Raw genomic sequence first — 23037 nt, 5'->3', positions numbered from 1 at the left:
CTAAGTGGTGAGGTTTATGTTAAATAAAACAGAAATTAGATACTGTTTAGACACAATCGGAGAAATGTTTCCAGAAGCACATTGTGAACTTGTTCATGAAAACCCATTTGAACTTGTCATAGCCGTGGCTCTTTCTGCACAATGTACGGATGTGCTTGTAAATAAAGTAACGAAAAACTTATTTAAAAAATACAAAACACCTGAGGATTATCTGCAGGTATCTTTGGAGGAATTGCAGCAGGATATTCGTTCCATTGGTTTGTACCGCAATAAGGCGAAAAATATTCAGAAGCTATGCCGAATGTTAATTGATGAATATAATGGGATTGTGCCAAAGACAAGAGATGAGCTTGTTGAGCTTCCTGGGGTCGGCAGAAAAACTGCAAATGTAGTTATGTCTGTTGCTTTCGGTGTCCCAGCGATTGCTGTGGATACGCATGTTGAAAGAGTCAGCAAAAGATTAGCTTTTTGCAGATGGAAAGACTCTGTACTTGAGGTTGAAAAAACATTAATGAAGAAAGTTCCTGAAGAGGAATGGTCTGTTACACATCACCGGCTCATTTTCTTTGGGCGCTATCATTGCAAGGCACAAAACCCCCAATGTCCGGATTGCCCGTTATTAGAGATGTGCCGTGAAGGCAAAAAAAGAATGAAAGCAGCACAAGCAAGTGGCTGATCTCTGGATTGAGGTTCCTCAGCAATTTTGCCACGTTTCATTCTATAAAAAAGGTACAATGATTTCAGTTAGAGAAGATATCTCTCCTGCAGATCTCACAGTGCCTTTTTTGGCGGACATTCTGTACATGAAAAGCTACTCTAAATTTTATCCTGCAGAGCATGTGGACATCTATATTCCAATGATGATAAAGCAATGGAAATCCATCAAAGAATTATTGGCTGTTAAGTTTGAACAGCGCCAGCTGGAGGGTGCAGGGGAGCAAATGAAATACGGAATAGCATTTGCGGTCCAATGGATACACTGGATGAATGGAAAAACAGTGGATTTAGGGAATATAGGTCATTTTGATGAATGGAAAATACATCCCGTGAACAGTACAGAAAGAATTCAATTTATTCTTTCAAGACCTGTTTTGTATCATTCTTTTGTTCAGCTTTGTGAGTTAACAGGAGAATTGGAGAAACAATACTTTAAAATGCTGGCAGTAAAAGGAAAGAGCAAATAGCATCTTCATAAACGTGTTAGCCGAAATATATAAAGAAAAAGCGCTCAAATTGAGCGCTTTTTCTTTATAAATAGAGAGAGGAAAGTTATTGTCCACTGCCATTATTGGTTCCTTGCTGATTATTGGAGCCTTCACTGCCGCCATCTGAGTCGCCAGAATTCTCTCCGCCTTCTTCTTCATTACCAGATCCGTTTTGATCTTCCTCTTCACCGTTTCCGGATCCTTCATTATTGCCATCTTCATTGCCAGAATCATTTCCGTTTCCATTTCCGTTTCCATTTCCATTGTTATTGCCATTACCGTTGCCATTTCCGTTTTCAGGGTTTTCACCGTTATTCTCTGATCCCTGATCATCTTCATTGTCATCGGCCTGTGGTATTTCAACACTGGCTGTAGCAGGATCACTTTGCAGGGAACCTCGTATAGCTCTCACGGTAAAGCGGTAAACGGAGCCTGGTTCAATGTCTTGAAGGGTTAATGACGTGTCACTCATCGTCCCGAGCTGCTGCTCAGCTCCTTCATTTAAAGATACTGATATATCGAACTGAACTCCATCAAGATCTTCAGGGTATGACCAGGTAACATTTACTTGATTTGTTTCAGGATTATATTGCGCCTGCAGTTCAGTTGGTGCGTTCAGCTTTTCAAATCGATCAGAGACAGCATTTGGAGCAAAACCTTTGACTGCATATTCATTTATGATTTGACTTTCCGGTGTATAGTCACTCGCAAGCTTCGCAGGATTGCTTCCTTTTTCTATCTGTACTTGTTCAACGCTGCTTGGCTGTTCAAAATCAGGTGTATCTATGCCTTCAGAGACATAACTCATGACATTGCGGAACAGCTGCTGTGCAATTCTTTGGTCATTGCCAGCTTTAATAAAGTTCTTTCTTTCGGTATATCCTGTCCAAATAGCTGCGGTGTAATTGGTTGTATAACCAGCGAACCAGGCATCAGGCACTCCGCCATTGGTTACGCCATACTCACGAATTTCTTCAGCAGTATAGTTTGTTGTCCCTGTTTTACCTGCAACAGGCAATCCGGGAACGTTTGCTTCACGGCCTGTGCCGTAAGAAGAATTGACAACACTTTTCAGCATGTCGCTGATCATGAATGCCGTATAGTCTTTCATAACGACTTCAGCTTCAGGTTTTGCATCAATCTTTGTTCCATCACGCATCTCAATTTCCTTAACAGAATATGGTTCTGTATAGAATCCATTGTTGCCAAAAGCACTATATGCTCCTGCCATCTGCAGCGGTGAAACTTCAAAAGCACCAATCGAATACGATTCAAGCATCGTTTCAACAGGGATGCCCAGCTTATTCGCAAATTCCTTCGATTGATCAAGTCCTACTTCTTGTAGTGCCTTTAAAGCAGGGATATTTCGGGAGCGGGCGAGCGCTTCACGCATGGACATTGGTCCCATATGGCGATTATCCCAGTTATTTATAGCTGTGCCGCCTGAATATGTGTATGGTTCATCCACAATCGTTTGATATGTGCCCCATTGTTTGTATTCAATGGCAGGTCCATAGTCAACGATCGGTTTAAAAGTAGAGCCCGCATGCCTTCTTAAATCGACAGCATAGTTAAATCCGCGTTTGACTTCCAGATTTCTTCCTCCGCCAATCGCTTTAATTTGACCAGTTTTCGTATCAAGCAAGGTGATTCCTGCCTGGAATTCGTCATCTGGATATTGAATAACGTCATTTCCATTCAGCAATCCTTCAACATGCTTCTGTGCATTTACATCCAGTGTCGTGTAGATTTTTAAGCCGTCAGAGAAAATATCTAAATCAGGATATTTATCTTCCACTTCATCAATCACAACATCAACAAATGAATCATAAGGCATGTCATCTGTTTCTCTTTGGTCCTCCGGTACAAGGGAGCTTTCAACTGGAATCTCCTGAGCCGCTTTCATTTCTTCTTCTGTAATAAATCCATGCTGATTCATCAGCGATAGAACGATATTACGGCGCTTTTCAGCTCTGTCTGGATGTTTAAAAGGATTGTAGTTCTCAGGACTCTGCGGCATTCCGGCCAGCATTGCCGCTTCATGGAGTTCAAGTTCATTTAATTCTTTTCCAAAATAAATCTTGGATGCAGTCAAAACACCATGGCTTCCCTGTGACATCCAAATTTTATTCACATACATTTCAAAAATTTCCTGTTTTGTATATTTGCGCTCCAGCTGGAAGGCAAGCCATGCTTCCTGTGCTTTCCTGCTGATTGTCTTTTCATTATTTAAGAATGAATTTTTAACAACCTGCTGAGTAATGGTACTTGCACCTTCTGAGCCAAAACCATCGGTAACGTTGGCTATCACAGCTCCACCTAAGCGGATTAAGTCCATACCATTATGTTTATAAAATCGGACATCTTCAGTTGCAAGAAATGCGTTTTCTACTAAATCAGGAATATCTTCGTAATTCACATAATCCAATTTTCCTGAACCAACTTTAGCGATTGTATTTCCTTCACTATCAAAGATTTCAGAAGGGATTGGATCCTTTAGGGCGGATTCATCAAGTGGCGGTGTATCCTTTACCATAAATGCAAAAGTAGCAGCACCAGCAATCATGCCGACAATGCCAAGAACAATTAAAGCAAGAAATATTCTTTTAAAGATGTTTTTGGATTTCTTTTTGCCCTTGTTTTTTGGCTTGGAGGCAAGCTCTTTTCGGCGCTCCTCCCTTGATTGGAATTTCTCTGCCATATATGTTCATCCTTTCTTACAAAAGCCAAATGTACTTCATAAGAACATTAATGTATTCGTCTTCTTATGGTCCTGCTCAAGTCATATAAATGTCAGAGCAAAACGAAACGTCTCAGCTTTTCTTCCTATTAAAGGTTATAAATATAATCTATTATTTTAATATAGTCAATTGTCGGTTGAAAGCCAAGCGGAATGGAATGGCCTTTTTCTTCAATCTCATCTTTTCTAATGGATTTTCTCCCACCATTTACCATTCTGTCCCAAAATTCAAGCAAATAGAGTGCATCCAGCAGGAATACTTCGTTGGTTTCAGAGAAGCGAAGCAAAACAAAGCAGATGCCCCTTTGATTTAACACCTTTTTCATATGGTTAATTTGGTGCTCGTGAAAGTTTTTAAGAGGAAACGAAGTCGTATTTTGCGTTTCCTTTGCCTCAAAATCAATATATTTTCCCTTATATACGCCATTATAATCAGTAGTGGATGCCTGTTTGAAATAGGCTTCTTTAATAACTGCTGCACTTCTGCTTGGATAATCGACCTGTACAATTTGCAGCGGTGTTGGTTTTTTATGAATGCAAGCTATACCATGTGTTAAATAGTATTCATTTGATTGATTGATATCTTCCTCCAATGTCATTCCTCTATTGCTGTAAGACCATTTTTTCTGAGCTGGCTGGCTTGCCGCTTTTTTCACAGCAGGCACATAACGTTTTCCATTCGGATAATGGAAGTTCATTGTAATTCACCTCACAAACTACTACCTATCATACCAAATGTACTTAAGGTTTTGGTGAATAATTAGCCCTATTAAGCAAACGCTAACCACATAAAACATCATGCTGGGGGAAAAGTAATGCTGATAAAAAGAAGACCAGCTTCCGGAAAAGAGCATCAAGATATAATCTTAGCCATTAACAATCAAACTGCTTTTTACAATAGAGACAATGTTTCACGAACAAATGCTTATTTGAACTATTATTTACAGCACCAGGACATTCAATGGGCATTTTTAGCAAGCATGGTTTCTCGCAATGCAGGCTGGAACATGTGCGATTTAGAAGGAGAACTCTTTCCTGATCTCCTCAGTGCTAATTTTCGAAGCAGATTGTTTTTAACTTATGAAAGAGCAAATTGGCTAATATTTCAAGATGCCTACCCGCAACTTCTCCTCTATCATTATTCGACGAAAATAGGGGAGCCTTTGTTTCATTTATTGAGAAATTTTCATGTTTCCTCCTTTATGGAAAAAGAATGGATGCTATATTGGCATCTTCAAGATCTGCAGAGGTTAATGACTTCATTAATTATTAATGAACAAAATGTCATTCAAAGACCTGTTATTGAATATGGTGTATACCGGGAAAAAGTTTTTGGTTCCATCCTCTTTTCCCTGCAGGATTGGTTTCATTTCAGTGTTGTCTTATTTCCTACAATCTACGGAGAACTTTATGGTGCAAGTGTGCATGGATTTAAAAATATAAGTAACCGTATTGAATTGGGAAAAGCATTAGCCACTGTCTTGTTCAGCAATGAACACTATGCTGATTTTCTTGAATTTGCTCTGAAAACAGAACATACAGGTTCCCGGCATGATTACGAAAGATATTTTCCCTTTAAACATAATCGGAAAACACCAATGCTTAGGCTTACTTTTCCTTTGGTGAGGCATCATCGGCATCAATTTGAGGATTGGAGCAATAGCACAGCAATAAAATCGCAATGGTACAAACGAGATAAAGGAATTGCAATGCCTCATTCCCTAACAGAATGGTATTTTTCTAAACAAGAGCAGCTTCAATTAGCACACGCATGTAAAAATGTGCTGCTTCGCTTTCTTAGTAAGAAGAAAAATCGCTGATTTATTTTTTCAGTAATTAAAAATAAGCAAGGAGTTTTATCTCCTTGCTTACAAGTATTAGGGCGATTATGTAGAGGGACGATCTGGGCCTTCTAGTTTTTTGTCGCCATATCCTGCTTTTTGTTCATTTTGTTTTTTGGGCTGTATATTGTTTTTCTTTTCCTGCTTTGCCATGCCTGACACCTCCGTTTATTCGCTTTATCGTGAATTATATTGCTATGACAAACTGCTTTGCTGAAACATACATTAAGCTTTTACAATTGTCATCGCTATTATTTTGTGCAAGTCCCTTACTTTCATACACAGAATATGTGTCGAAAATCGAAGGCTAATATTGGTGGAATAGTTCTTTCTTTGCCGAATCAGTTCTAGTTTTGTCATGGTGCAAGGATTTAAAAAAAGATCAGCGAAAAGTAATAGTCAAAGGTTAAAGTTATTGGAGGGTAAACAATGAACAATAATGATAAGGTAAAAGAAGAGCTCCTCACAATGCTTTCTGAGATTTGTGGACAGCTGGATGAACTGGAAGGTCTTCTGGAAAAAAATGCAGCTCGTACACGTAAAAAATTAATGAACAAACAGGCTGAGAAAATGATCTCATGTTACGGAAAAATGAATGATTTAGAAGAAAAGCTAATAAAAGATACATCTGCTCAAGGAACTTATACTAACACCCGCAGCCTTAAACTTGAACTTGGCTACTGATTTGCATAGAATAAGGCATATACTGTAAGTGGCTGGACATTAGTGTTCAAAAGATGATTTAACCGAATGATTAATGCTTTACATTGTTATTAAATGTTTGGTTTATAGTTCTGTTGGTTCGAATACTATTTTTAAAACGCGTGAAATGGAGCGGAGGGCACTCGACTCCTGCGGGAAATAGAGGAAAAGGTGAGACTCCGCAGGCTTGCCGAGGAGGCTCAGCTTCCTCCCCGAGGAAAGCGAGTGTCTGCAGCGCAATGGAACATACTTGTCCATACAGCTAACTAATTTATCAACATAAATATTGTTACAATATGTTGAGAAGATTCTTCATTTTAGTATGATGAGTTTAATTCGTCCCAGCCACGTTCTTGTGGAGTGATATATAGTGGAAAAACAAAGTCTTTTGCAGCAAACAGAAAAACTGATTGAGTATGTCAAAAGAGCAGATGAAAAATACAAAGAAATTAAACTCAGTGGAGAAAAAGGCGACTTTTATAATGAAGTGAAACCTTTCGCGGATGAAGTCAAAGAAATAAATGATCAATGGAAAAATACAGTCATTCAATGGATTCATACAGAAAGGCCTAAAAACATTCATGAACAGCAAATTGACTCATGTCATGAACATATTGAAATAATATCCATTCAATCTTTTTTCCCTGAGACAAGCAGAACAAGATTCAAAAATTTAGTCAGCTCATCTATATATGTTCTTCAAACAATTGTATTTGCATTAGACAATGACAAGCTTGGATAAAGAGTATTCAGAGAAAAAGCAAAGAGAGATCCAGTCAAAATGGATCTCTCTTTGCTTTGTAAAAACAATACGTAATATTTACGAGTGTCATTTAATTAGAACCAATGAGGGAGTTGTCCTCTAAATGATCAGGAAGTTGTGCTCCTAGGGCTTCTAGCTCTCGCACGAGGTCACGGTACACCTCAATAGGAATTTCATTTTGAATATATGCTCTTTTTGAGAAATCTAATAATTCATTGACATGCTCTGGATCACAATCGCGAAGCTGCTGAAATTTCTGTTTTAGCTCGTGAATATTCATCATCATTTGGTGCCCTCCTCAAAAGTCTACATGCATATGATACACTCCTGCAACTGTTCATTTTATAACGGTGCAGGTTTTCTATATGGTAACATGGAATAAAAAATATCTTCGTTTTTCCAAAATTTAAACTTCCGACAAAAACCTTCATCTTTTGACAAGTGCAGTCTCTTACATCAGCAAAGATTTTCAACAGTTTATCACCAGCTAGGCGGGTTCATCATATTTTGTAGTATAGATCTAAAAAAGGAGGAAGTCTGCTTATGTTTGGACGAAAAAGGCAAATAGTCCAATACCCTCATATTCGTACAAGAATGAATCATGTTAAACCTTATGCATCATCGGCTTTTGATATGTCTCAAAGCAGACAATCAAATCATCAATCCTATCAGCAGCAAGCATACTATGGAGGAATGAATCCGTACTTACCGTCATTTCAGCCGCCGCCGTCATTTCAACATAATGGGTACGACATGCAAACGAATGGCGGGATGGGCTATCCGCCAGGTGGGCAAGGGTATTATCAAAATCATCAAGGGTTCATGAATCAAAATGCAAATGTTTTTCAAAATCCGCTCGATCTCCCGCAAGAAAACAGCTATCAGAACCAGAATTACAATATGCAGCAAAATCCCTATCAAAATCCTTATCCAAAACAGTCTTTTATTCAAAAGAAACCTTCGGGTGTTCAATCGATTATGAATTCCTTTAAAGGACAAGACGGTTCGCTTGATTTTAATAAAATGATGGATACAGCAGGGCAAATGATGAATGCTGTAAACCAGGTGTCAACTATGGTTAAAGGTGTGGGCGGAATGTTTAAAGTGTAAATAAAAAAGTCCCGTTTTGGGACTTTTTTGTTGTTAAATTAGTATATCGTGAAAAGATTTACTGAACGAGAAAGTTCTAAAGGGGGTTTGCTTAAATTGACCCCCAGCCATACTGCAGAGGATTTCAGCTTAGCAAAATTACATTTAACAGGCTCAGTTAATGGCAATTTGTGTGAACAGGAAAAAGGATACGGAAAAATTTTTATTGACAATTATTTTAGAATAGTGAAAAAATACATAAAGGAAGTGATAGGGAGGAAATTGTATGTGGCGAGTTGTCCAGCAGATCATCATCATCCTGCTGCTCATTATCTTTTTGGCTTCTTTGCCAATGATGATCATGGTAGATCCAGACAGTCAATCGATTAAGCTGGATGTTCAGCAGCTGCCAGAGGTTTATGGGCAGTTTTTTACGAATTTAATGGAAGGCAGCTTAGGTACATATCAGCTAGGTTATCAGGAAAGATCAATAGCTTTGGATATCAGTGACAATTTTTTTACCAGCCTTTCGATCATGCTGATGGGAGTCAATTCTGCCATTCTTATAAGTATTGTGTTTGGCATTTTTATCAGCAGGTTTAAAATTACTAGAGTTTTTGGTGCCATTTTAAATATATTAGCGACCATACCTGACTTTATCATCATATTGTTGTCAATGATCCTGGCTGTTAATTTTTATAAAATAACAGGAATTCGGATTATTTCGATGAGACCTGAAGCAGGGGCACTTAATCTATGGTTTCCAATCATATTGACAGGCTTTGCGCCAACTGTTTATTTATTTAAATTAATCGCTGTGAAATATTATCAGACCGGCGGAGAAGATTACATTCGTACAGCAGTGGCTAAAGGGATGAAGTTAAATTACATCAATTTTCAGCATGTGTTTAAGAATATTGAACCATTCATTGCTGCTGAGCTTATAAAAGTGATTTCACTGGGGATCGGGAATTTATTTATTATTGAATACATATTAAATGTACCGGGCATCACGAAGTTTATTTTTCAAAGTGCAGAAATTCAGCCAATTGCCGTTGGATTAATTTGCATGCTGATTATTTCTTTACTCGTGTTTTTGTCTGTAAAACTCGTATTCTTTTTGTTTAAAAGAGGTTTTATATATGAATAAGGTGAAGAGCATCAATTACTCTTATTATCTAGGGATCTTTTTGGTAACATTCATCCTGTTTTTATGTGTTTTCGGCCCCATTATGGCACCACATTCTTTAAATGTCACCCTGGAAACACAGTATCAGGATGGCAAGGTTGTGGCACCGCCGCTCGAACCATTTGAGAATATAGATTTCCTGTTAGGAACCGATCGCTGGGGATATGATCTTCTTTCTATGATCTTATTTGGAATTCGTTACACAGTCTTTATTGCGCTGGCTGTTACTGTAATTAAAATGGCGGGAGGCACATTAATCGGCTTGTATGCCGGAACAATGAGAAAAACGCCTTCAATAATCATTGCTTTTGAGAAAGCGTGGAGTTATATACCATTATTTTTAATTCTTTATTTTTTTCTAATGCCTATCAGTGTGAATAGCGTGTTAGGGTCTGATACACTTGTAGTTTATTTTATTATGATTGCATCCATTATCAGTATTCCGAGTGTTGCTTCTTCCGTCAGGTTGAAGACAATAGAAGTAAATAAATCGATTTATATTGAAGCCGCCAAAACACTTGGCGCAAAGAGAAACAGATTAATCTGGAAGCATATTTTTCCGCAGCTGAAGGAATCTTTGCTCGTGATGTTCATCTTAGAGGTCGTCTATGTAATTACGATCATGGGGCAGCTTGCATTGATGAATATTTTTGTCGGCGGGACCATTATGCGTTTTGATCCAACAATCTATTTATCGGTTACAAAAGAACTGGCGGGACTTGTCGGACAGGCACAAGGCAATATTTATGGCAATGTACATATTTTATATGTCCCTCTCGCGGTTTTGCTTTTGACAACCATTTCTTTTAGTCTGCTTGCAAACGGCTTGAAAAATAAATTTCAGTCAGATTATCAGCGAACACCTTGGATAAAAACTGGACATGATCCGCGGATTACGCCGACAAGAAAGCGGTATGGTTCACATAGCTGGAAGAATGTTACGTTAAATAAAATTGTAATTGGCATATTAATGCTGCTGTTTGCCGCTGCGGGTGCGTATGTATATATGAAACAGGATGCAGATCCTGGAGTTGAACAAGGAAAACAATTTAACGGCGAGGCAGTGGTTGAAAGATTTGAAAATGAAGGGCCATCAAATACTGTGCATATTGGAGAAAAAAATAAAGCGGACGATGAATGGGTCAGCTAGTAATTTATTTCTTATAGATTGGTATGAATACCTTCAAAACTTCATCTGATACTTTAATCATTGCCTGGAGACAATGAAAGCAAGCAGCTAAAACGCTGTTTGCTTTTTTGCATTTAATCCTCTAAAAATATGGTTTTGCCTTTTTGTTTAGGAACTTTGATTTGCAGCAGCCCATTTTTATAGTTTGCTTTTACTTTTTTCTCGTTAATAGGCTGCGGCAGCGGAATGGTTCTGCTGGAACGCTGGAAAGATTGATGTCTTCTAGTGATCTGCCGGTTCTCATCTTCTTCAGTAAGGCTCTCCAATTGGTTGATTGTAATTGTAATATAATTATCGAGAACATCAAGCTGGATTTGTTCTTTATTTATGCCTGGCAGTTCTGCTGAAATAATATGGGCATCATCTGTTTCTGATACCTCAACATGAAAATGGGCAGCTGGAAATGGATTTTTAAAGAAGTCATCCATCGTTTGCATAAATCCTCTAACCGGCTTTTCATGAAAGCATTGATTCATAGATTTCATTATGTCACCAAAAGGCTCATTGCGAACTTTCTTCTTGTCATCGCTCATAATCGGACATCCTCCCTTGCACTCAATTCTGCTTATTGTATCGTATGCCTAAAGCTTGGGAATGGTTCAGTAAGCTTAGTTTAAAAATGAATAGTTTGTGACAATTGCCTATCAAGTGATTTACATCACTAAATACATATAAAATTCCCGTTAAGCTAAGGTAATAAGACAGTAGCGTCATTGCCTATTTTTTTCAATGAATAGGTGTGAACGCGGTAAGGGTATTTTTACATTAAAGGGGGATGAAGATATGTTCTGTCATCAATGTGAACAAACACCAGCAGGCGGCTGCAAAATTGTTGGGGTTTGCGGAAAAGATGAAACAATTGCAAGTTTGCAGGATACCATCATATTTGCTCTGAAAGGGATTGCGGCATACCGAACACACGCAAATCAGCTTGGCTGTACGGATTCTTTTGTAGACACAGTCACACACGAGGCGCTCTATATGACTCTAACGAATTCAAATTTTAATGTGCAGGAGCATATAGAGATGGCAATGAAGGTAGGTCAATCAGCTGTTCGGGTCATGGAAATGCTTGATGCTGCTCATACAAAAAAATTGGGGATACCAGAGCCCATTAGAGTATCACAAAATAAAATAGAAGGAAAATGCATCGTAGTCACAGGGCATAACTTGTATGCATTAGAAGAACTGCTTAAACAAACAGAAGGGTTAGGCATTAATATTTATACGCATTCTGAAATGCTTCCCGCTCATGGCTACCCTGCCTTAAAGAAGTTTGCACATCTTAAAGGAAATATTGGTAAGGCGTGGTATGATCAGCGAAGACTATTTGAAAAATTTCCTGGTGCTATATTAGCAACTACGAACTGCGTCATGCCGATTAAAGGCTCATATGCTGATCGGATGTTCACGTATGAAGTGGCGGGTCTTGAGAATGTTCAAAAAATAGAAGGTGATGACTTCAGCGCACTTATCAAAAGAGCGTTGGAGCTGCCGGAAGCGGCTATTGATTCTGATGAAACACTCTTAACCGGTTTCCACCATGAAACGGTCTTAGGTTTGGCACCAGAAGTCATTGCAGCAGTAAAGGAAGGGAAAATAAAAAGATTTTTTGTCATAGCTGGCTGTGATGCTCCAGGAAAAGGCGGAGAATATTATCGTGAGTTAGCAACATCACTGCCGCCTGAGACAGTTATTCTGACAACTTCCTGCGGGAAATTCCGATTTAATGATGTCGATTATGGAACAGTGCCTGGGACAGATATTCCTAGATACATTGATTTAGGGCAATGCAATAATTCTGGTTCCACAGTGAAGATTGCACTTGCATTAGCAGACGCTTTTGAATGTGAAGTGAATGAGCTGCCTGTAAGCATTGTGCTGTCCTGGTTTGAACAAAAAGCAGTTGCAATTCTATTAGGGCTTTTCAGCTTAGGTATTCAAGATATCCGCATTGGACCTAAACCGCCGGAATTTATCTCTGATGGAGTAATGAATGTTCTACAGGAAACGTTTGGCTTAAAGTTAATTGGAACTGCAAAAGAGGATATGGAAGAAATGCTGAAATGAACATAAAAGGAGAGGAGGGTGGGACATAAGTATTTAACACACCTATTGAACCGAATGGTTAGGAAGGTCATCTTTCTAATCATTCGGTTTTTTATTTATAATTATAAAATATATTTTATTTACATGAGTGAAATGGAGCGGAGGGCCCTCGACTCCTGCGGGCTGCAGAGCAAAGGGTGAGACCCCGCAGGAACGAAGTGACGAGGAGGCTCAGCTTGCTCCCCGCGGAAAGCGAGGGTCCGCAGCGCAATGGAACGGTCTTGATTAAATACCGAAACAAAGATATTGAATATTCGTGTTTTAGAAATATTAATTTCGTTTTGTCCCATCCTCTTTCAATTTAGTTTTTTGATGAGAGGGAATCTAGTCTTTAACTGCTGTGAAAATATGTTAATATGATGATAGAAAAGCTGTTTGGAATGATAAGAGGGAAGTGGCAGGATTGACTGATCGAGCAGTATTAAATAATGCAGCTGAAATTAATTTTAAAGCAGATTGTCTGAATTGTTTTGGGCTTTGCTGTGTAGCATTGCCTTACGCGAAATCAGCTGACTTTGCTTACAACAAAAATGCAGGCGCACCCTGCCGCAATCTGCAGAGTAACTTTTTGTGCAGCATTCACGAAAATCTGCGGGAAAGCAATTTCCGTGGCTGTGCTGTATACGAATGTTTTGGAGCAGGTCAAAAAGTTTCACAAGTGACCTTTAAAGGAAGAGACTGGAGGCAAAATAGCGACCTTGCAGATGATATGTTTCATGTGTTTCCAATCATGCAGCAGCTGCATGAGATGTTAATGTATGTGACAGAGGCCTTATCTTTTGCAGAAAACCGTTCACTGCATTCCTCTTTGAAAGAAGTCCAGTCTGAAACTGAAAGAATCACTTTTTTAGGTCCAGATGAATTGGTGAAGATTAATATAGATGAACATCGTGCTGCAGTAAACGAACTGCTGCTGAAAACAAGCAAGATGGTACGCTCTGAATTTCTGCCGAAAGATGGAAAAGAGCAGCAGGTCAGAGGGATGGAATTTATAGGAGCCAAGCTGTCGGGGAGAAAATTTAGAGGCAAGAGTTTTCGCGGAGCCCTGCTAATCGCTGCTGACCTAAGAAATGCTGATCTCCGTGTGACAGATATGATAGGTGCTGATTTGCGTGATGCAGATCTAAGTGGAGCAAATCTTACAGATAGTTTCTTTATGACACAGGCTCAGGTGAATGCTGCAATAGGAAATAAACAAACCCTGCTTCCGAAAGGACTTGAAATGCCAGAGCATTGGAAACTGTAGTTTGTTAGTTTATTTATATAAAAGGGCAGGGGACGTGGGTTAAACACCGAAGTCAGAGAATCTAGCTGAGATGGGTAGTTAAAAAGGGAAATAAACGACCGAAATCGGAGGATCTAGCCGAGATGGGTAGTTAAAAAGAGAAATAAACGACCGAAGTCGGCAGATGCAACCGAGATAGGTAGTTAAAAAGAGAAATAAACGACCGAAGTCGGCAGATGCAACCGAGATAGGTAGTTAAAAAGAGAAATAAACGACCGAAGTCGGCGGAAGCAGCCGAGATGGGTGGTTAAAAAGAGAAATAAACGACCGAAGTCGGCAGATGCAGCCGATATAGATAGTTATAAAGAGAGGTTACCTCCGCCGAAACCGGTCTGTCTAACAGAAATTGCTCTTTTATCCATAAGAATCTCCCTTCTCTAACAATTCTTTAAATTTAGTCCATTGCTGCGAGGAGCCGATCTGGTTCAATAATGATGCCGCCGGTGCTATGCTCTAAGATGATCTTTTCTTTTTTCATTTTGGTTAACGTCCTGCTGATGGTTTCTCTTGATGTGCCAATCATTTGGGCGATTTCCTTATTGGTCATTTTTAATTTAAGCAGGTAAGTCTCTTTATCGAGCATTTTTCCTTCTTTTTTCGCGAGCATAATCAGCAGTTTTACAAGCTGCATATTAGAATTATCCAAAACTTGCGCTTCCAGTCTCTCCTGAAGATCAACTATTTTTTCTCCCAGCACTTTTAGCATTTTGACCGCAAGCTCAGGGTTTGTCATGAGGATTTTTTCAAATTTTGTATTGGGTACGACAATAAGCTGAGCTTGTTCTATGACCTCTGCAAAGGCTGGATACTGTCCCCCTCTAAAAAAGCCAACATGCGGAAACATATCTCCTGCTTTCAGCATATTGACAATCTGTTCCTTCCCGCTGCTATCACATTTATATATTTTAATGCGTCCTCTTTTTATAAAGTAAACATTCTCCAGTTGTTCGCCTTGCAAAAAAACATGGCTGCCTTTATTCATTTCCCTAATGATCGAAATCTCTTTAATTTTTTTCAATTCAGTCGCGTTAAGCTGTTTAAAAACCGAAAATTGAGTAAGGAACTCTTCCATCTCTTTTCACTTCCTTATAGAGAAACCTTTATGATTTTTTGTTGGTATTCCCTATAATTAGCATAACAAAAATGTCAGAGGTGAGAAGACAGCTCTTTTGTCTATTAAATGAACTTTTCAATAGATTTTATGATCAATAAATAGTGAGCAAAAAGGGAAAAACCAGCTGTCGCTTTCACTGCCATTACTCGTTCAAATTCTTCAATGCGTCTTTATGGTCACAGTATTTAAGAAAGCAATTCCCGTTTTTCCTGCTGGAAATAATTTTTTTAGGTTAAGCTCTTTTGCAACGAACATTTATTCGCTAAAATAGATGGGAGAGGGGTGAGTGCTATGAAACTAAAAAAAAGTTTGCAGGATATATTAAAAGATTTAAATTCTTCGAGCCAATTCAATGAAAATATTGTTCATTGGAAAACGATAGAGGAGAAGGAAGCAAAGACCACCCACCTTCCAGATGATTTGCATCCATCACTTCAAAAGGCATTGCAGGAAAGAGGCATTTCAAATTTATATACACATCAAAAATCAGCATATGATGCAGTCATGCAAGGAAGAAGCATTGTTGCAGTTACCCCGACAGCATCTGGTAAAACACTATGCTATAACCTTCCTGTGCTTCAGACTATTATAAATGACTCAAATGCAAGAGCGTTGTATATGTTTCCGACGAAGGCACTTGCACAAGATCAGAAAACAGAAATAAATGAATTGATTGCCGGAACAGGCTTAAATATAAACAGCTATACATATGACGGAGATACGTCTCCGGGGATACGGCAAAAAGTACGAAAAGCAGGTCATGTGGTTATTACCAATCCTGATATGCTCCATAGTGCCATTTTGCCTCACCATACAAAATGGGTATCACTATTTGAAAACCTTAAATATGTTGTTATTGATGAACTGCATATTTATCGCGGCGTTTTTGGAAGTCATGTAGCCAATGTTATTAGAAGGCTGAAAAGAATTTGCCGTTTTTATGGAAGCGATCCTATTTTTATTTGTACATCTGCAACCATTGCCAATCCGCAGGAGCTTGCCGAAGAGCTGACTGAAAATAAAGCAAAACTTATAGATAATAATGGAGCTCCAAGCGGGAAGAAACACTTTGTTTTTTACAATCCGCCTGTCGTGAATATACCGCTTAATATTAGACGCAGTGCAACTCTGGAGGTCCGGAAGCTGGCTGGGACACTGCTGCAGAATAAAATTCAAACCATCGTGTTTGCGAGAAGCAGGGTAAGAGTTGAAATTTTGTTAACGTATCTGCAGGAACTTGTAAAACATAAGCTTGGCCCTAAAGCGATTAGAGGATATCGCGGCGGTTACTTGCCAACTGAAAGAAGAGAAATAGAAAAAGGTTTGCGCTCGGGAGATATTTACGGTGTTGTCAGTACGAATGCCCTTGAACTGGGTGTTGATATTGGTCAGCTGCAGGTTTGCATTATGACAGGATATCCCGGTTCGATTGCGAGCTCATGGCAGCAGGCTGGACGAGCAGGCAGAAGACATGAGGAGTCGCTGGTCATCATGGTAGCAAGCTCTAGCCCGCTTGATCAGTTTGTAATCAGTAATCCAGATTACTTTTTTAGTAAAAGTCCTGAAACGGCTCGTATCCATGCCAATAATCTGGTGATCCTTATTGATCATATGAAATGTGCTGCATTTGAACTTCCATTTAACCTTGGAGATACTTTTGGCAGCTTTGAAGCAGTTGAAGTGCTTGATTATTTAGCGGAAGAACGAGTGCTGCATCAAAATGGCGACAAATATTATTGGATGAATGATGCTTTTCCCGCTCATAATGTCAGTCTCCGTTCTGCATCACAGGAAAATGTCGTGATTATTGATCAAAGTGATATTGCTAATGTCAGGGTTATTGGTGAGATGGACCGTTTTTCAGCGATGACTTTGCTTCATGATGAGGCCATATACTTGCATCAAGGCAGACAATTCCAAGTAGAGCTTCTCGATTGGGAGGAAAAAAAGGCGTTTGTCAGGGAAGTAAACGCTGATTATTTTACGGATGCCAATTTAGCGGTAGAGCTAAAGGTGCTAGAACAGGACAAATCCAGAAGCGGAGGATATGGCGAAATCGGTTATGGCGATGTAAGTGTCAGAGCGATGGCTACTATATTTAAAAAGATTAAGTTCGAAACACATGAAAACATTGGGTCAGGTCCAATTACGCTGCCAGAGGAAGAGCTTCACACAAATGCAACTTGGATTTCACTGCAGGAGAACTTATTTCATAGTGATCAAAATCGCCTTGAACAGAGCTTAATCGGACTTTCACATGCCATTAAACATATTGTTCCTTTATTTGTGATGTGTGACCCGCAGGATGTTCATGTAGTGCCGCAGGTAAAGGCAACACATAATCAGCTTCCTGTCATCTTTTTTTATGATCGTTATCCAGGAGGTGTCGGATTGAGTGAAAAAATCTTTGATAACATCGAACAAATCATGAACGAGACAAAAGGGCTAATCACAAGATGCCAGTGTGAAAGCGGGTGTCCTTCCTGTATCGGGATGGATATTACGTCTTCCTCTGCCAAAAAAGATGTGCTTACTTTGATCAAATCCATTCATACCGGTGAGAAATATGAATCTTAAAAATAAACTTAATAGGCTTAAGCCTTTTCTTGGAACAGAGCAGCCTAAAAAAGAAACGATAAAGTCGTCAAGTCTGCATAATGAAACTGAAATTCCATTTCAATCGGAATGGGAAAAAGCAGGTTTTATTCCTTTTTATTTCGATCAAACGTATTGTCTGGTAAGAGAGAAACGTTATCCTCTTCATGCTAAGCATGGAACGTATGCCTTAAATGAATTTATTGATGCTGTGGAAGCTTGGAATCAAACAGATATAACCCATCCTCTTTCATCAGCTGGTCATAAACCAAGTGATCTTTTTTTCTTTGATACAGAGACAACCGGATTAGGAGGGGGAGCGGGCAATACAATCTTTTTGCTGGGGCATGCAAGCATAGCGGGAGATGAAGTAATCGTAAAACAGCATGTTCTCCCGCATCCGGGTGCAGAGGTTGCTCTGTACCAAAGCTTTTTAACAAGTGTTAATTATACAACTATGGTGACATATAACGGAAAGGCATTTGACTGGCCGCAAGTGAAAACACGTCACACTTTAATTCGTGACCAGGTGCCTAAGCTGCCTCCTTTTGGTCATTTCGATTTGTATCATGGTGCAAGAAGAATATGGAAGCATCAGCTTGAACGTATGAAGTTATCTATTGTAGAAAAAGAAATCCTTGGAGTACAGCGGCAAGATGATATCCCTGGATACTTGGCTCCAATGATTTATTATGATTTTCTGGAAAGTAAAAATCCCGAAGGCATGCTGGGTATTATTCGCCATAATGAAATCGATATCTTATCTCTGATCAGTTTGTATACCCACTTATCGTTTCAGCTGCTTCAATTTGAAAGGGAGCAAACAGCCAAGGCTGCTTATGAGACTGGAAGGTGGTATGCGGCACTTGGGGAAACAGCTGCCGCAGAATCAGCATTTAAAAAGCTGCTGAAAAGCAATGAGCCAGAAAAGTTTAAAGCAAAACATGAATTAGCAAAGCAGTATAAAAAGAATGGGAATGTGAAGAAAGCTCTTTCCCTTTGGAAAGAGGTTGCTGAATACGGTGAGCCAAAGCAAATGTTTGCAGCCTGTATAGAAATCGCAAAGTTCTGCGAACATAAAGAAAAAAACTATACGGAAGCAAGCAAATATGCGCATAAAGCCAATAGGCTCCTTAGGGCAAAGCAGCAAATCTCTATTCCTAACAATGAAAATATCCAAAAGCGCCTAGACCGGCTGGAAGCAAAATTATCGAAAGAGCAATCAATTTTGATTTCTATGAACAAAAAATGACAAATTTCTTCTATTATCCACATTTTCCTAGTTGTCTGTACATCTTAATGGCTGTAAAATGATATGTATAATGAGTAAACTTGGAAAAGTGAGTGAACTGCCAGTATGTATAAAGCGATTTTATTCTTGTTTTTTGCTGTAATCATTTTTACTGCTCTGCTTTTATCAGGCATGAAGGATAGTTTTTATAGCTTGCTATAATGGCAAAATGGGTTTAAATTAGGTTTTTTCATTAGTACAAGATACCCGGCTTCATCATAGATTATTAATGTAAATAAAATATAAATGATGAAAGGGGATCTTCACTTATGCATTGCGGACCAAAGAAAACGAATGTTTTACCTGCAGTTGTGCATCCGACGAAGTGCTGTGTGAACAACACATTCCAAAACAACGTGGTGCCACATATTCATCCAACTCATACAACTACAGTCAACCATATTAACTATGATCACGTTCATTACTTCCCGCAAACTCAATCTACTGTAAACGAGGTAACGAACCAGCAGTTTGTAGCAGGACCAGGTCCGGTACCAGGATTCGGAGCTGCTCCAGGATTTGGCGGTCCAGGACCAGGATTTGGTGCTCCAGGACCAGGATTTGGCGGTCCAGGACCAGGCTTCGGTACTCCAGGACCAGGTTTCGGCGCTCCTGGTTTCGGTTTCCGTAAATAAGGTTTTTGCTGAAAGCTTTGGAATGATGGAGATCATTCCAGAGCTTTTTTGTATTTCACAATATACACCATGGCACATTTTTACTCTAAGTATACAAAGGTCTTCTTCTTGCTGTTAGTAAATAAAGTTTTAAAACTAATAGACAAGTTCATGACTGATAAACACTTCGATTAATTTTCTTATCAAAAAGAAGTTATGTTATGGTAAAATAAAGTCAATACATAATCCCTGCTGCAGGCAGGTGATAAAATAGGGAGCTTTTTATTTGGCTAAAGTTGCAATGGTATCAGGGTACAAGCCGTTTGAACTTGGCATTTTTCAAATGGATCACCCTTCCGTTAATTTTATTAAGTTGGCACTCAAAAAGCATATAGTGCAATTAGCAGATGAGGGTTTAGAGTGGGTTTTAATCAGCGGACAGCTTGGCACAGAACTATGGGCGGCTGAAGTCGTATATGAATTGCAGCTTGAAGGATATCATGAACTGCAGCTCGCAGTTATCACGCCATTTTACGAGCAAGAACAAAAGTGGAGTGATAAAAATAAAGAATGGTATGAATCGGTGCTTGCCGGAGCAGATTTTATTGAATCGGTATCTCACAAACCATACGAGGGCCCGCAGCAGCTCAGGCTAAAAAACCAATTTGTTGTTGAAAAAAGCGATACACTAGTTTTATTTTATGATCCAGAAAAAGAAGGCAGTCCGAAGTTCTTATATGAGGCTGCTAAACAAAAGAACGATGCAGAGAACTATGAGATCAGGCAAATCACTTTCTATGATCTGCAAGTGCTTGTTGAGGAAGAACAACTGAATTCACATGACAGCTATGATTAAAATTGACAAAAGACTATAGATTTGAAAAAATATAAAGAATGATTGGCGATATACTGAGGTGAAGATGATGTTGGAGCAAAAGTTAAATTTAAGTGCTAAGGATATATTGGAAAAAGAATTTAAAACATCAATGAGAGGTTACAAACCAGAAGATGTTGATAAATTCCTTGATGTCATTATTAAGGATTACGAAACATTTTTCTCCGTTATTGATGAACTGCAGCAGGAAAACATGAGATTGAAAAAACAGGCAGAGGAAACACCTAGACGTGCTGCTGCACCGCAGACTGCAGGTACAACAAATTTTGATATTTTAAAACGTCTCTCGAATCTTGAAAAGCATGTTTTTGGCAACAAACTGTACGATTGACAGGATTTCTCTAGATTTCTTGTAAAAACCATTGCTATTGCATAACATATTTCATATAATACTATTTGTGTCATTAATAACGTTCGGGTAATCGCTGCAATTTTCATTGTAGAGGAAAGTCCATGCTCGCACTGGCTGAGATGCCGGTAGTGTTCGTGCCTAGCGAAGTCATAAGCTAGGGCAGTGTCAAAGCTGACGGCAGGGAAAACACCTAAGTCATTCCTTGATATGGTGTGAATACCTTGAAAGTGCCACAGTGACGTAGCCTTTTCAGAAATGAAAAGGGTGGAACGAGGTAAACCCCACGAGCGAGAAACCCAAATTATGGTAGGGGCACTTTCTCTGAGAAAATGAACGAAGAGAAGGACAAACATATATATGTTTGTAGATAGATGATTACCACCTATGTACGAGACTGAAGTCGTTTGCAGTACAATGGTACAAAACATGGCTTACAGAACGTTATTATTGCGATTTTTTTTGGGAATAATTATAAAGGCTCTCCACACAGGAGAGCCTTTCTTGCAGTATGTAACTAAAATTTGGCAGATAAAATTCGATCTCAAGAATTTTACATAGAATGTAAAAGCAGAGAAAATGATGTTAGGGTGAGAATATGACGAAATATGATTTAATTGCTACATCTGCAATGGGTCTAGAAGCCATTGTAGCAAAAGAAGTGCGCGATCTTGGCTATGAGTGCGAGGTTGAGAATGGAAGAATAACCTTTAAAGGTGACGAAACTGCCATTGCGAGAAGCAATATGTGGCTTCGAACAGCTGACCGCATTAAAATCAAGATCGGAGAATTTAGAGCAACAAGCTTTGATGAGCTGTTTGAGAAAACAAAAAGCATTCCATGGGAAAGATATTTGCCGGCAAACGCAAATTTTCCGGTTTCAGGAAAGTCTGTTAAATCAAAGCTTTTTAGTGTATCTGATTGTCAGGCAATCGTAAAGAAGGCAATTGTGGACCGCCTGAAAACGCATTATAAAATTCCAGGGTGGCTCGAAGAAAATGGACCAATGTTCAAGATTGAAGTAGCTCTTCACAAAGATGTGGCTCTTTTGACGATCGACGCCTCAGGAAGCGGACTGCATAAACGCGGCTACAGAATTGACCAAGGTGAAGCCCCTCTTAAAGAAACATTAGCAGCCGCTTTGGTGATGCTTACGAATTGGACAGCAGACAAGCCTTTTGTTGATCCATTTTGCGGTTCAGGCACAATCCCTATTGAAGCGGCATTAATTGGCCAAAATATTGCTCCTGGCTTTAACCGGGAGTTTATTTCAGAACAATGGGATTGGATACCACAGGATATTTGGGACAAAGTGCGTGAAGAGGCAGAGGATCTGGCTAAATATGATCAGCCCCTTGATATTACAGGTTCTGATATTGATCACCGTTTAGTGAAAATGGCAGAAGAAAATGCCTTCGAAGCAGGTTTGGGTGATTTGGTTCAATTCAAACAAATGCAAGTAAGAGATTTTACAACCACAAAAGAGTATGGAGTCATCATTGGCAATCCTCCATATGGTGAACGTCTCGGCGACAAGCCTGATGTTCAGAAAATGTACCGTGAGATGGGACAAGCACTTTCACCGTATGATACATGGTCCATTTATATGCTGACTTCCGACGAAGAGTTTGAAACTGTATTTGGAAAAAAGGCAACAAAAAAGAGAAAGCTGTTTAATGGATTTATTAAGACAGATTATTATCAATTCTGGGGAAAAAGACCGCCTCGTCAGCAGCAATAGTTATTTAAGGAACTCACTGAAACAGAAAGAATAGACTGATCCTCCGCTGAATATAATAGTTATATTATATTCGGCAGGAGGAAAGACGATGAAAGACAGCAGAATAGATTTTAATAAAATCGCTCACGCATTAAATGCCTCTATGGGGAAAATGATTGAGGAGAATGGCCAGTCGTATGCGGGTCTTGATAAACTCAAACATGCACAATTAGAACTGCAGCAGGCCATGACATTCTCGTTTTCAAAAAAAAGCAGTTAAATAGCCTACTGGCAAGTCCTAAAAGGAGCCACGATGTCGAGCCTTCTTCTGAGAGGCTCATTTATCC

At 39.2% G+C, this 23037-nt stretch carries 22 protein-coding genes and 1 other RNA gene; 18 read left to right on the top strand and 5 right to left on the bottom strand.

Annotated elements, in window-relative coordinates:
* Positions 1-16 precede the first annotated feature (16 nt).
* Complete coding sequence (nth, locus tag F7732_RS06060; protein WP_151573050.1) at positions 17-676, top strand: endonuclease III; 660 nt, start codon at positions 17-19, stop codon at positions 674-676.
* Positions 669-1184: a YpoC family protein gene (locus tag F7732_RS06055; protein ID WP_151573048.1), complete on the top strand. Its 516-nt coding sequence runs from the start codon at positions 669-671 to the stop codon at positions 1182-1184. The genes nth and F7732_RS06055 overlap by 8 nt, the downstream gene beginning before the upstream one ends.
* 85 nt (positions 1185-1269) lie before the next feature.
* Here F7732_RS06055 and F7732_RS06050 read toward each other — a convergent pair whose 3' ends face one another.
* Together F7732_RS06050 and recU are read right to left on the bottom strand one after the other, a co-directional pair.
* Positions 1270-3906 carry a penicillin-binding protein 1A gene (locus tag F7732_RS06050; protein ID WP_151573046.1) on the bottom strand — a complete coding sequence of 879 codons (2637 nt, stop codon included), beginning with the start codon at positions 3904-3906 and terminating at the stop codon, positions 1270-1272.
* A gap of 128 nt (positions 3907-4034) precedes the next feature.
* Entirely contained in the window at positions 4035-4643 is a 609-nt protein-coding gene (gene recU, locus F7732_RS06045; RefSeq protein ID WP_151573044.1) for a Holliday junction resolvase RecU, read from the bottom strand.
* Positions 4644-4760: 117 nt separating this feature from the next.
* Between recU and F7732_RS06040 the strand changes: the two genes are divergently transcribed.
* The 3 genes from F7732_RS06040 (at position 4761) to F7732_RS06030 (ending at position 7230) form a co-directional block, all read left to right on the top strand.
* Positions 4761-5765, top strand: a complete 1005-nt coding sequence (locus F7732_RS06040; RefSeq protein WP_151573042.1) for a DUF2515 domain-containing protein — start codon at positions 4761-4763, stop codon at positions 5763-5765.
* Positions 5766-6215: 450 nt separating this feature from the next.
* Positions 6216-6470, top strand: a complete 255-nt coding sequence (locus F7732_RS06035) for a hypothetical protein (RefSeq protein WP_151573036.1) — start codon at positions 6216-6218, stop codon at positions 6468-6470.
* A gap of 388 nt (positions 6471-6858) precedes the next feature.
* Positions 6859-7230 carry a YppE family protein gene (locus F7732_RS06030; protein WP_240056553.1) on the top strand — a complete coding sequence of 124 codons (372 nt, stop codon included), beginning with the start codon at positions 6859-6861 and terminating at the stop codon, positions 7228-7230.
* A 91-nt stretch (positions 7231-7321) separates the two neighbouring features.
* On the opposite strand, the gene F7732_RS06025 is transcribed toward F7732_RS06030, so the two are convergent.
* Positions 7322-7531: a YppF family protein gene (locus F7732_RS06025; protein WP_151573669.1), complete on the bottom strand. Its 210-nt coding sequence runs from the start codon at positions 7529-7531 to the stop codon at positions 7322-7324.
* A 263-nt stretch (positions 7532-7794) separates the two neighbouring features.
* On the opposite strand from F7732_RS06025, the gene F7732_RS22995 reads away from it, so the two are divergent.
* From F7732_RS22995 to F7732_RS06010, 3 genes are all read left to right on the top strand, one after another.
* Complete coding sequence (locus F7732_RS22995; protein ID WP_240056552.1) at positions 7795-8361, top strand: YppG family protein; 567 nt, start codon at positions 7795-7797, stop codon at positions 8359-8361.
* Between the two features lie 265 nt (positions 8362-8626).
* Entirely contained in the window at positions 8627-9490 is an 864-nt protein-coding gene (locus F7732_RS06015) for an ABC transporter permease subunit (RefSeq protein ID WP_151573031.1), read from the top strand.
* Positions 9483-10679 carry an ABC transporter permease gene (locus F7732_RS06010; protein ID WP_151573029.1) on the top strand — a complete coding sequence of 399 codons (1197 nt, stop codon included), beginning with the start codon at positions 9483-9485 and terminating at the stop codon, positions 10677-10679. The genes F7732_RS06015 and F7732_RS06010 overlap by 8 nt, the downstream gene beginning before the upstream one ends.
* A gap of 113 nt (positions 10680-10792) precedes the next feature.
* On the opposite strand, the gene F7732_RS06005 is transcribed toward F7732_RS06010, so the two are convergent.
* Complete coding sequence (locus F7732_RS06005) at positions 10793-11251, bottom strand: Hsp20/alpha crystallin family protein (protein WP_151573027.1); 459 nt, start codon at positions 11249-11251, stop codon at positions 10793-10795.
* A gap of 250 nt (positions 11252-11501) precedes the next feature.
* Here F7732_RS06005 and hcp point away from each other — a divergent pair, with 250 nt between their 5' ends.
* A complete protein-coding gene (gene hcp, locus F7732_RS06000; RefSeq protein ID WP_151573025.1) occupies positions 11502-12788 on the top strand; it encodes a hydroxylamine reductase in 1287 nt (428 codons plus the stop codon).
* A 442-nt stretch (positions 12789-13230) separates the two neighbouring features.
* Complete coding sequence (locus tag F7732_RS05995; RefSeq protein ID WP_240056551.1) at positions 13231-14073, top strand: pentapeptide repeat-containing protein; 843 nt, start codon at positions 13231-13233, stop codon at positions 14071-14073.
* Positions 14074-14506: 433 nt separating this feature from the next.
* On the opposite strand, the gene F7732_RS05990 is transcribed toward F7732_RS05995, so the two are convergent.
* The gene (locus tag F7732_RS05990) at positions 14507-15184 is read right to left on the bottom strand and encodes a Crp/Fnr family transcriptional regulator (protein WP_151573021.1); all 678 of its coding nucleotides are present in this window, start codon (positions 15182-15184) and stop codon (positions 14507-14509) included.
* Between the two features lie 333 nt (positions 15185-15517).
* Here F7732_RS05990 and F7732_RS05985 point away from each other — a divergent pair, with 333 nt between their 5' ends.
* From F7732_RS05985 to F7732_RS22550, 8 genes are all read left to right on the top strand, one after another.
* Positions 15518-17803, top strand: a complete 2286-nt coding sequence (locus F7732_RS05985; protein WP_151573019.1) for a DEAD/DEAH box helicase — start codon at positions 15518-15520, stop codon at positions 17801-17803.
* Positions 17793-19073, top strand: a complete 1281-nt coding sequence (locus F7732_RS05980) for a ribonuclease H-like domain-containing protein (protein ID WP_151573017.1) — start codon at positions 17793-17795, stop codon at positions 19071-19073. The genes F7732_RS05985 and F7732_RS05980 overlap by 11 nt, the downstream gene beginning before the upstream one ends.
* A gap of 308 nt (positions 19074-19381) precedes the next feature.
* Positions 19382-19747 carry a CotD family spore coat protein gene (locus F7732_RS05975; protein WP_151573015.1) on the top strand — a complete coding sequence of 122 codons (366 nt, stop codon included), beginning with the start codon at positions 19382-19384 and terminating at the stop codon, positions 19745-19747.
* A 265-nt stretch (positions 19748-20012) separates the two neighbouring features.
* A complete protein-coding gene (locus tag F7732_RS05970) occupies positions 20013-20582 on the top strand; it encodes an SLOG family protein (RefSeq protein WP_151573013.1) in 570 nt (189 codons plus the stop codon).
* Between the two features lie 67 nt (positions 20583-20649).
* Positions 20650-20952, top strand: a complete 303-nt coding sequence (gpsB, locus tag F7732_RS05965; protein WP_151573011.1) for a cell division regulator GpsB — start codon at positions 20650-20652, stop codon at positions 20950-20952.
* Between the two features lie 79 nt (positions 20953-21031).
* Positions 21032-21412, top strand: an RNA gene (gene rnpB / locus F7732_RS05960) — RNase P RNA component class B.
* Between the two features lie 156 nt (positions 21413-21568).
* A complete protein-coding gene (locus F7732_RS05955; protein WP_151573009.1) occupies positions 21569-22711 on the top strand; it encodes a THUMP domain-containing class I SAM-dependent RNA methyltransferase in 1143 nt (380 codons plus the stop codon).
* 88 nt (positions 22712-22799) lie between these two features.
* Complete coding sequence (locus tag F7732_RS22550; protein WP_161598839.1) at positions 22800-22970, top strand: hypothetical protein; 171 nt, start codon at positions 22800-22802, stop codon at positions 22968-22970.
* The last annotated feature ends 67 nt before the right edge of the window (positions 22971-23037 follow it).

Source organism: Bacillus mesophilum (assembly GCF_008923265.1).
Classification (GTDB): domain Bacteria; phylum Bacillota; class Bacilli; order Bacillales; family Cytobacillaceae; genus Cytobacillus; species Cytobacillus mesophilum.
The sequence above is the reverse complement of the archived record's forward strand: the minus strand, read 5'-3'. Positions and strand labels throughout refer to the sequence as shown.

Coding starts and splice junctions, on each gene's coding strand:
- nth (WP_151573050.1), top strand. CDS start 17: ATGTTAAATAAAACAGAAATTAGATACTGTTTAGACACAATCGGAGAA.
- F7732_RS06050 (WP_151573046.1), bottom strand. CDS start 3,906: ATGGCAGAGAAATTCCAATCAAGGGAGGAGCGCCGAAAAGAGCTTGCC.
- recU (WP_151573044.1), bottom strand. CDS start 4,643: ATGAACTTCCATTATCCGAATGGAAAACGTTATGTGCCTGCTGTGAAA.
- F7732_RS06040 (WP_151573042.1), top strand. CDS start 4,761: ATGCTGATAAAAAGAAGACCAGCTTCCGGAAAAGAGCATCAAGATATA.
- F7732_RS06035 (WP_151573036.1), top strand. CDS start 6,216: ATGAACAATAATGATAAGGTAAAAGAAGAGCTCCTCACAATGCTTTCT.
- F7732_RS06025 (WP_151573669.1), bottom strand. CDS start 7,531: ATGAATATTCACGAGCTAAAACAGAAATTTCAGCAGCTTCGCGATTGT.
- F7732_RS22995 (WP_240056552.1), top strand. CDS start 7,795: ATGTTTGGACGAAAAAGGCAAATAGTCCAATACCCTCATATTCGTACA.
- F7732_RS06015 (WP_151573031.1), top strand. CDS start 8,627: ATGTGGCGAGTTGTCCAGCAGATCATCATCATCCTGCTGCTCATTATC.
- F7732_RS06010 (WP_151573029.1), top strand. CDS start 9,483: ATGAATAAGGTGAAGAGCATCAATTACTCTTATTATCTAGGGATCTTT.
- F7732_RS06005 (WP_151573027.1), bottom strand. CDS start 11,251: ATGAGCGATGACAAGAAGAAAGTTCGCAATGAGCCTTTTGGTGACATA.
- hcp (WP_151573025.1), top strand. CDS start 11,502: ATGTTCTGTCATCAATGTGAACAAACACCAGCAGGCGGCTGCAAAATT.
- F7732_RS05990 (WP_151573021.1), bottom strand. CDS start 15,184: ATGGAAGAGTTCCTTACTCAATTTTCGGTTTTTAAACAGCTTAACGCG.
- F7732_RS05985 (WP_151573019.1), top strand. CDS start 15,518: ATGAAACTAAAAAAAAGTTTGCAGGATATATTAAAAGATTTAAATTCT.
- F7732_RS05980 (WP_151573017.1), top strand. CDS start 17,793: ATGAATCTTAAAAATAAACTTAATAGGCTTAAGCCTTTTCTTGGAACA.
- F7732_RS05975 (WP_151573015.1), top strand. CDS start 19,382: ATGCATTGCGGACCAAAGAAAACGAATGTTTTACCTGCAGTTGTGCAT.
- gpsB (WP_151573011.1), top strand. CDS start 20,650: ATGTTGGAGCAAAAGTTAAATTTAAGTGCTAAGGATATATTGGAAAAA.
- F7732_RS05955 (WP_151573009.1), top strand. CDS start 21,569: ATGACGAAATATGATTTAATTGCTACATCTGCAATGGGTCTAGAAGCC.
- F7732_RS22550 (WP_161598839.1), top strand. CDS start 22,800: ATGAAAGACAGCAGAATAGATTTTAATAAAATCGCTCACGCATTAAAT.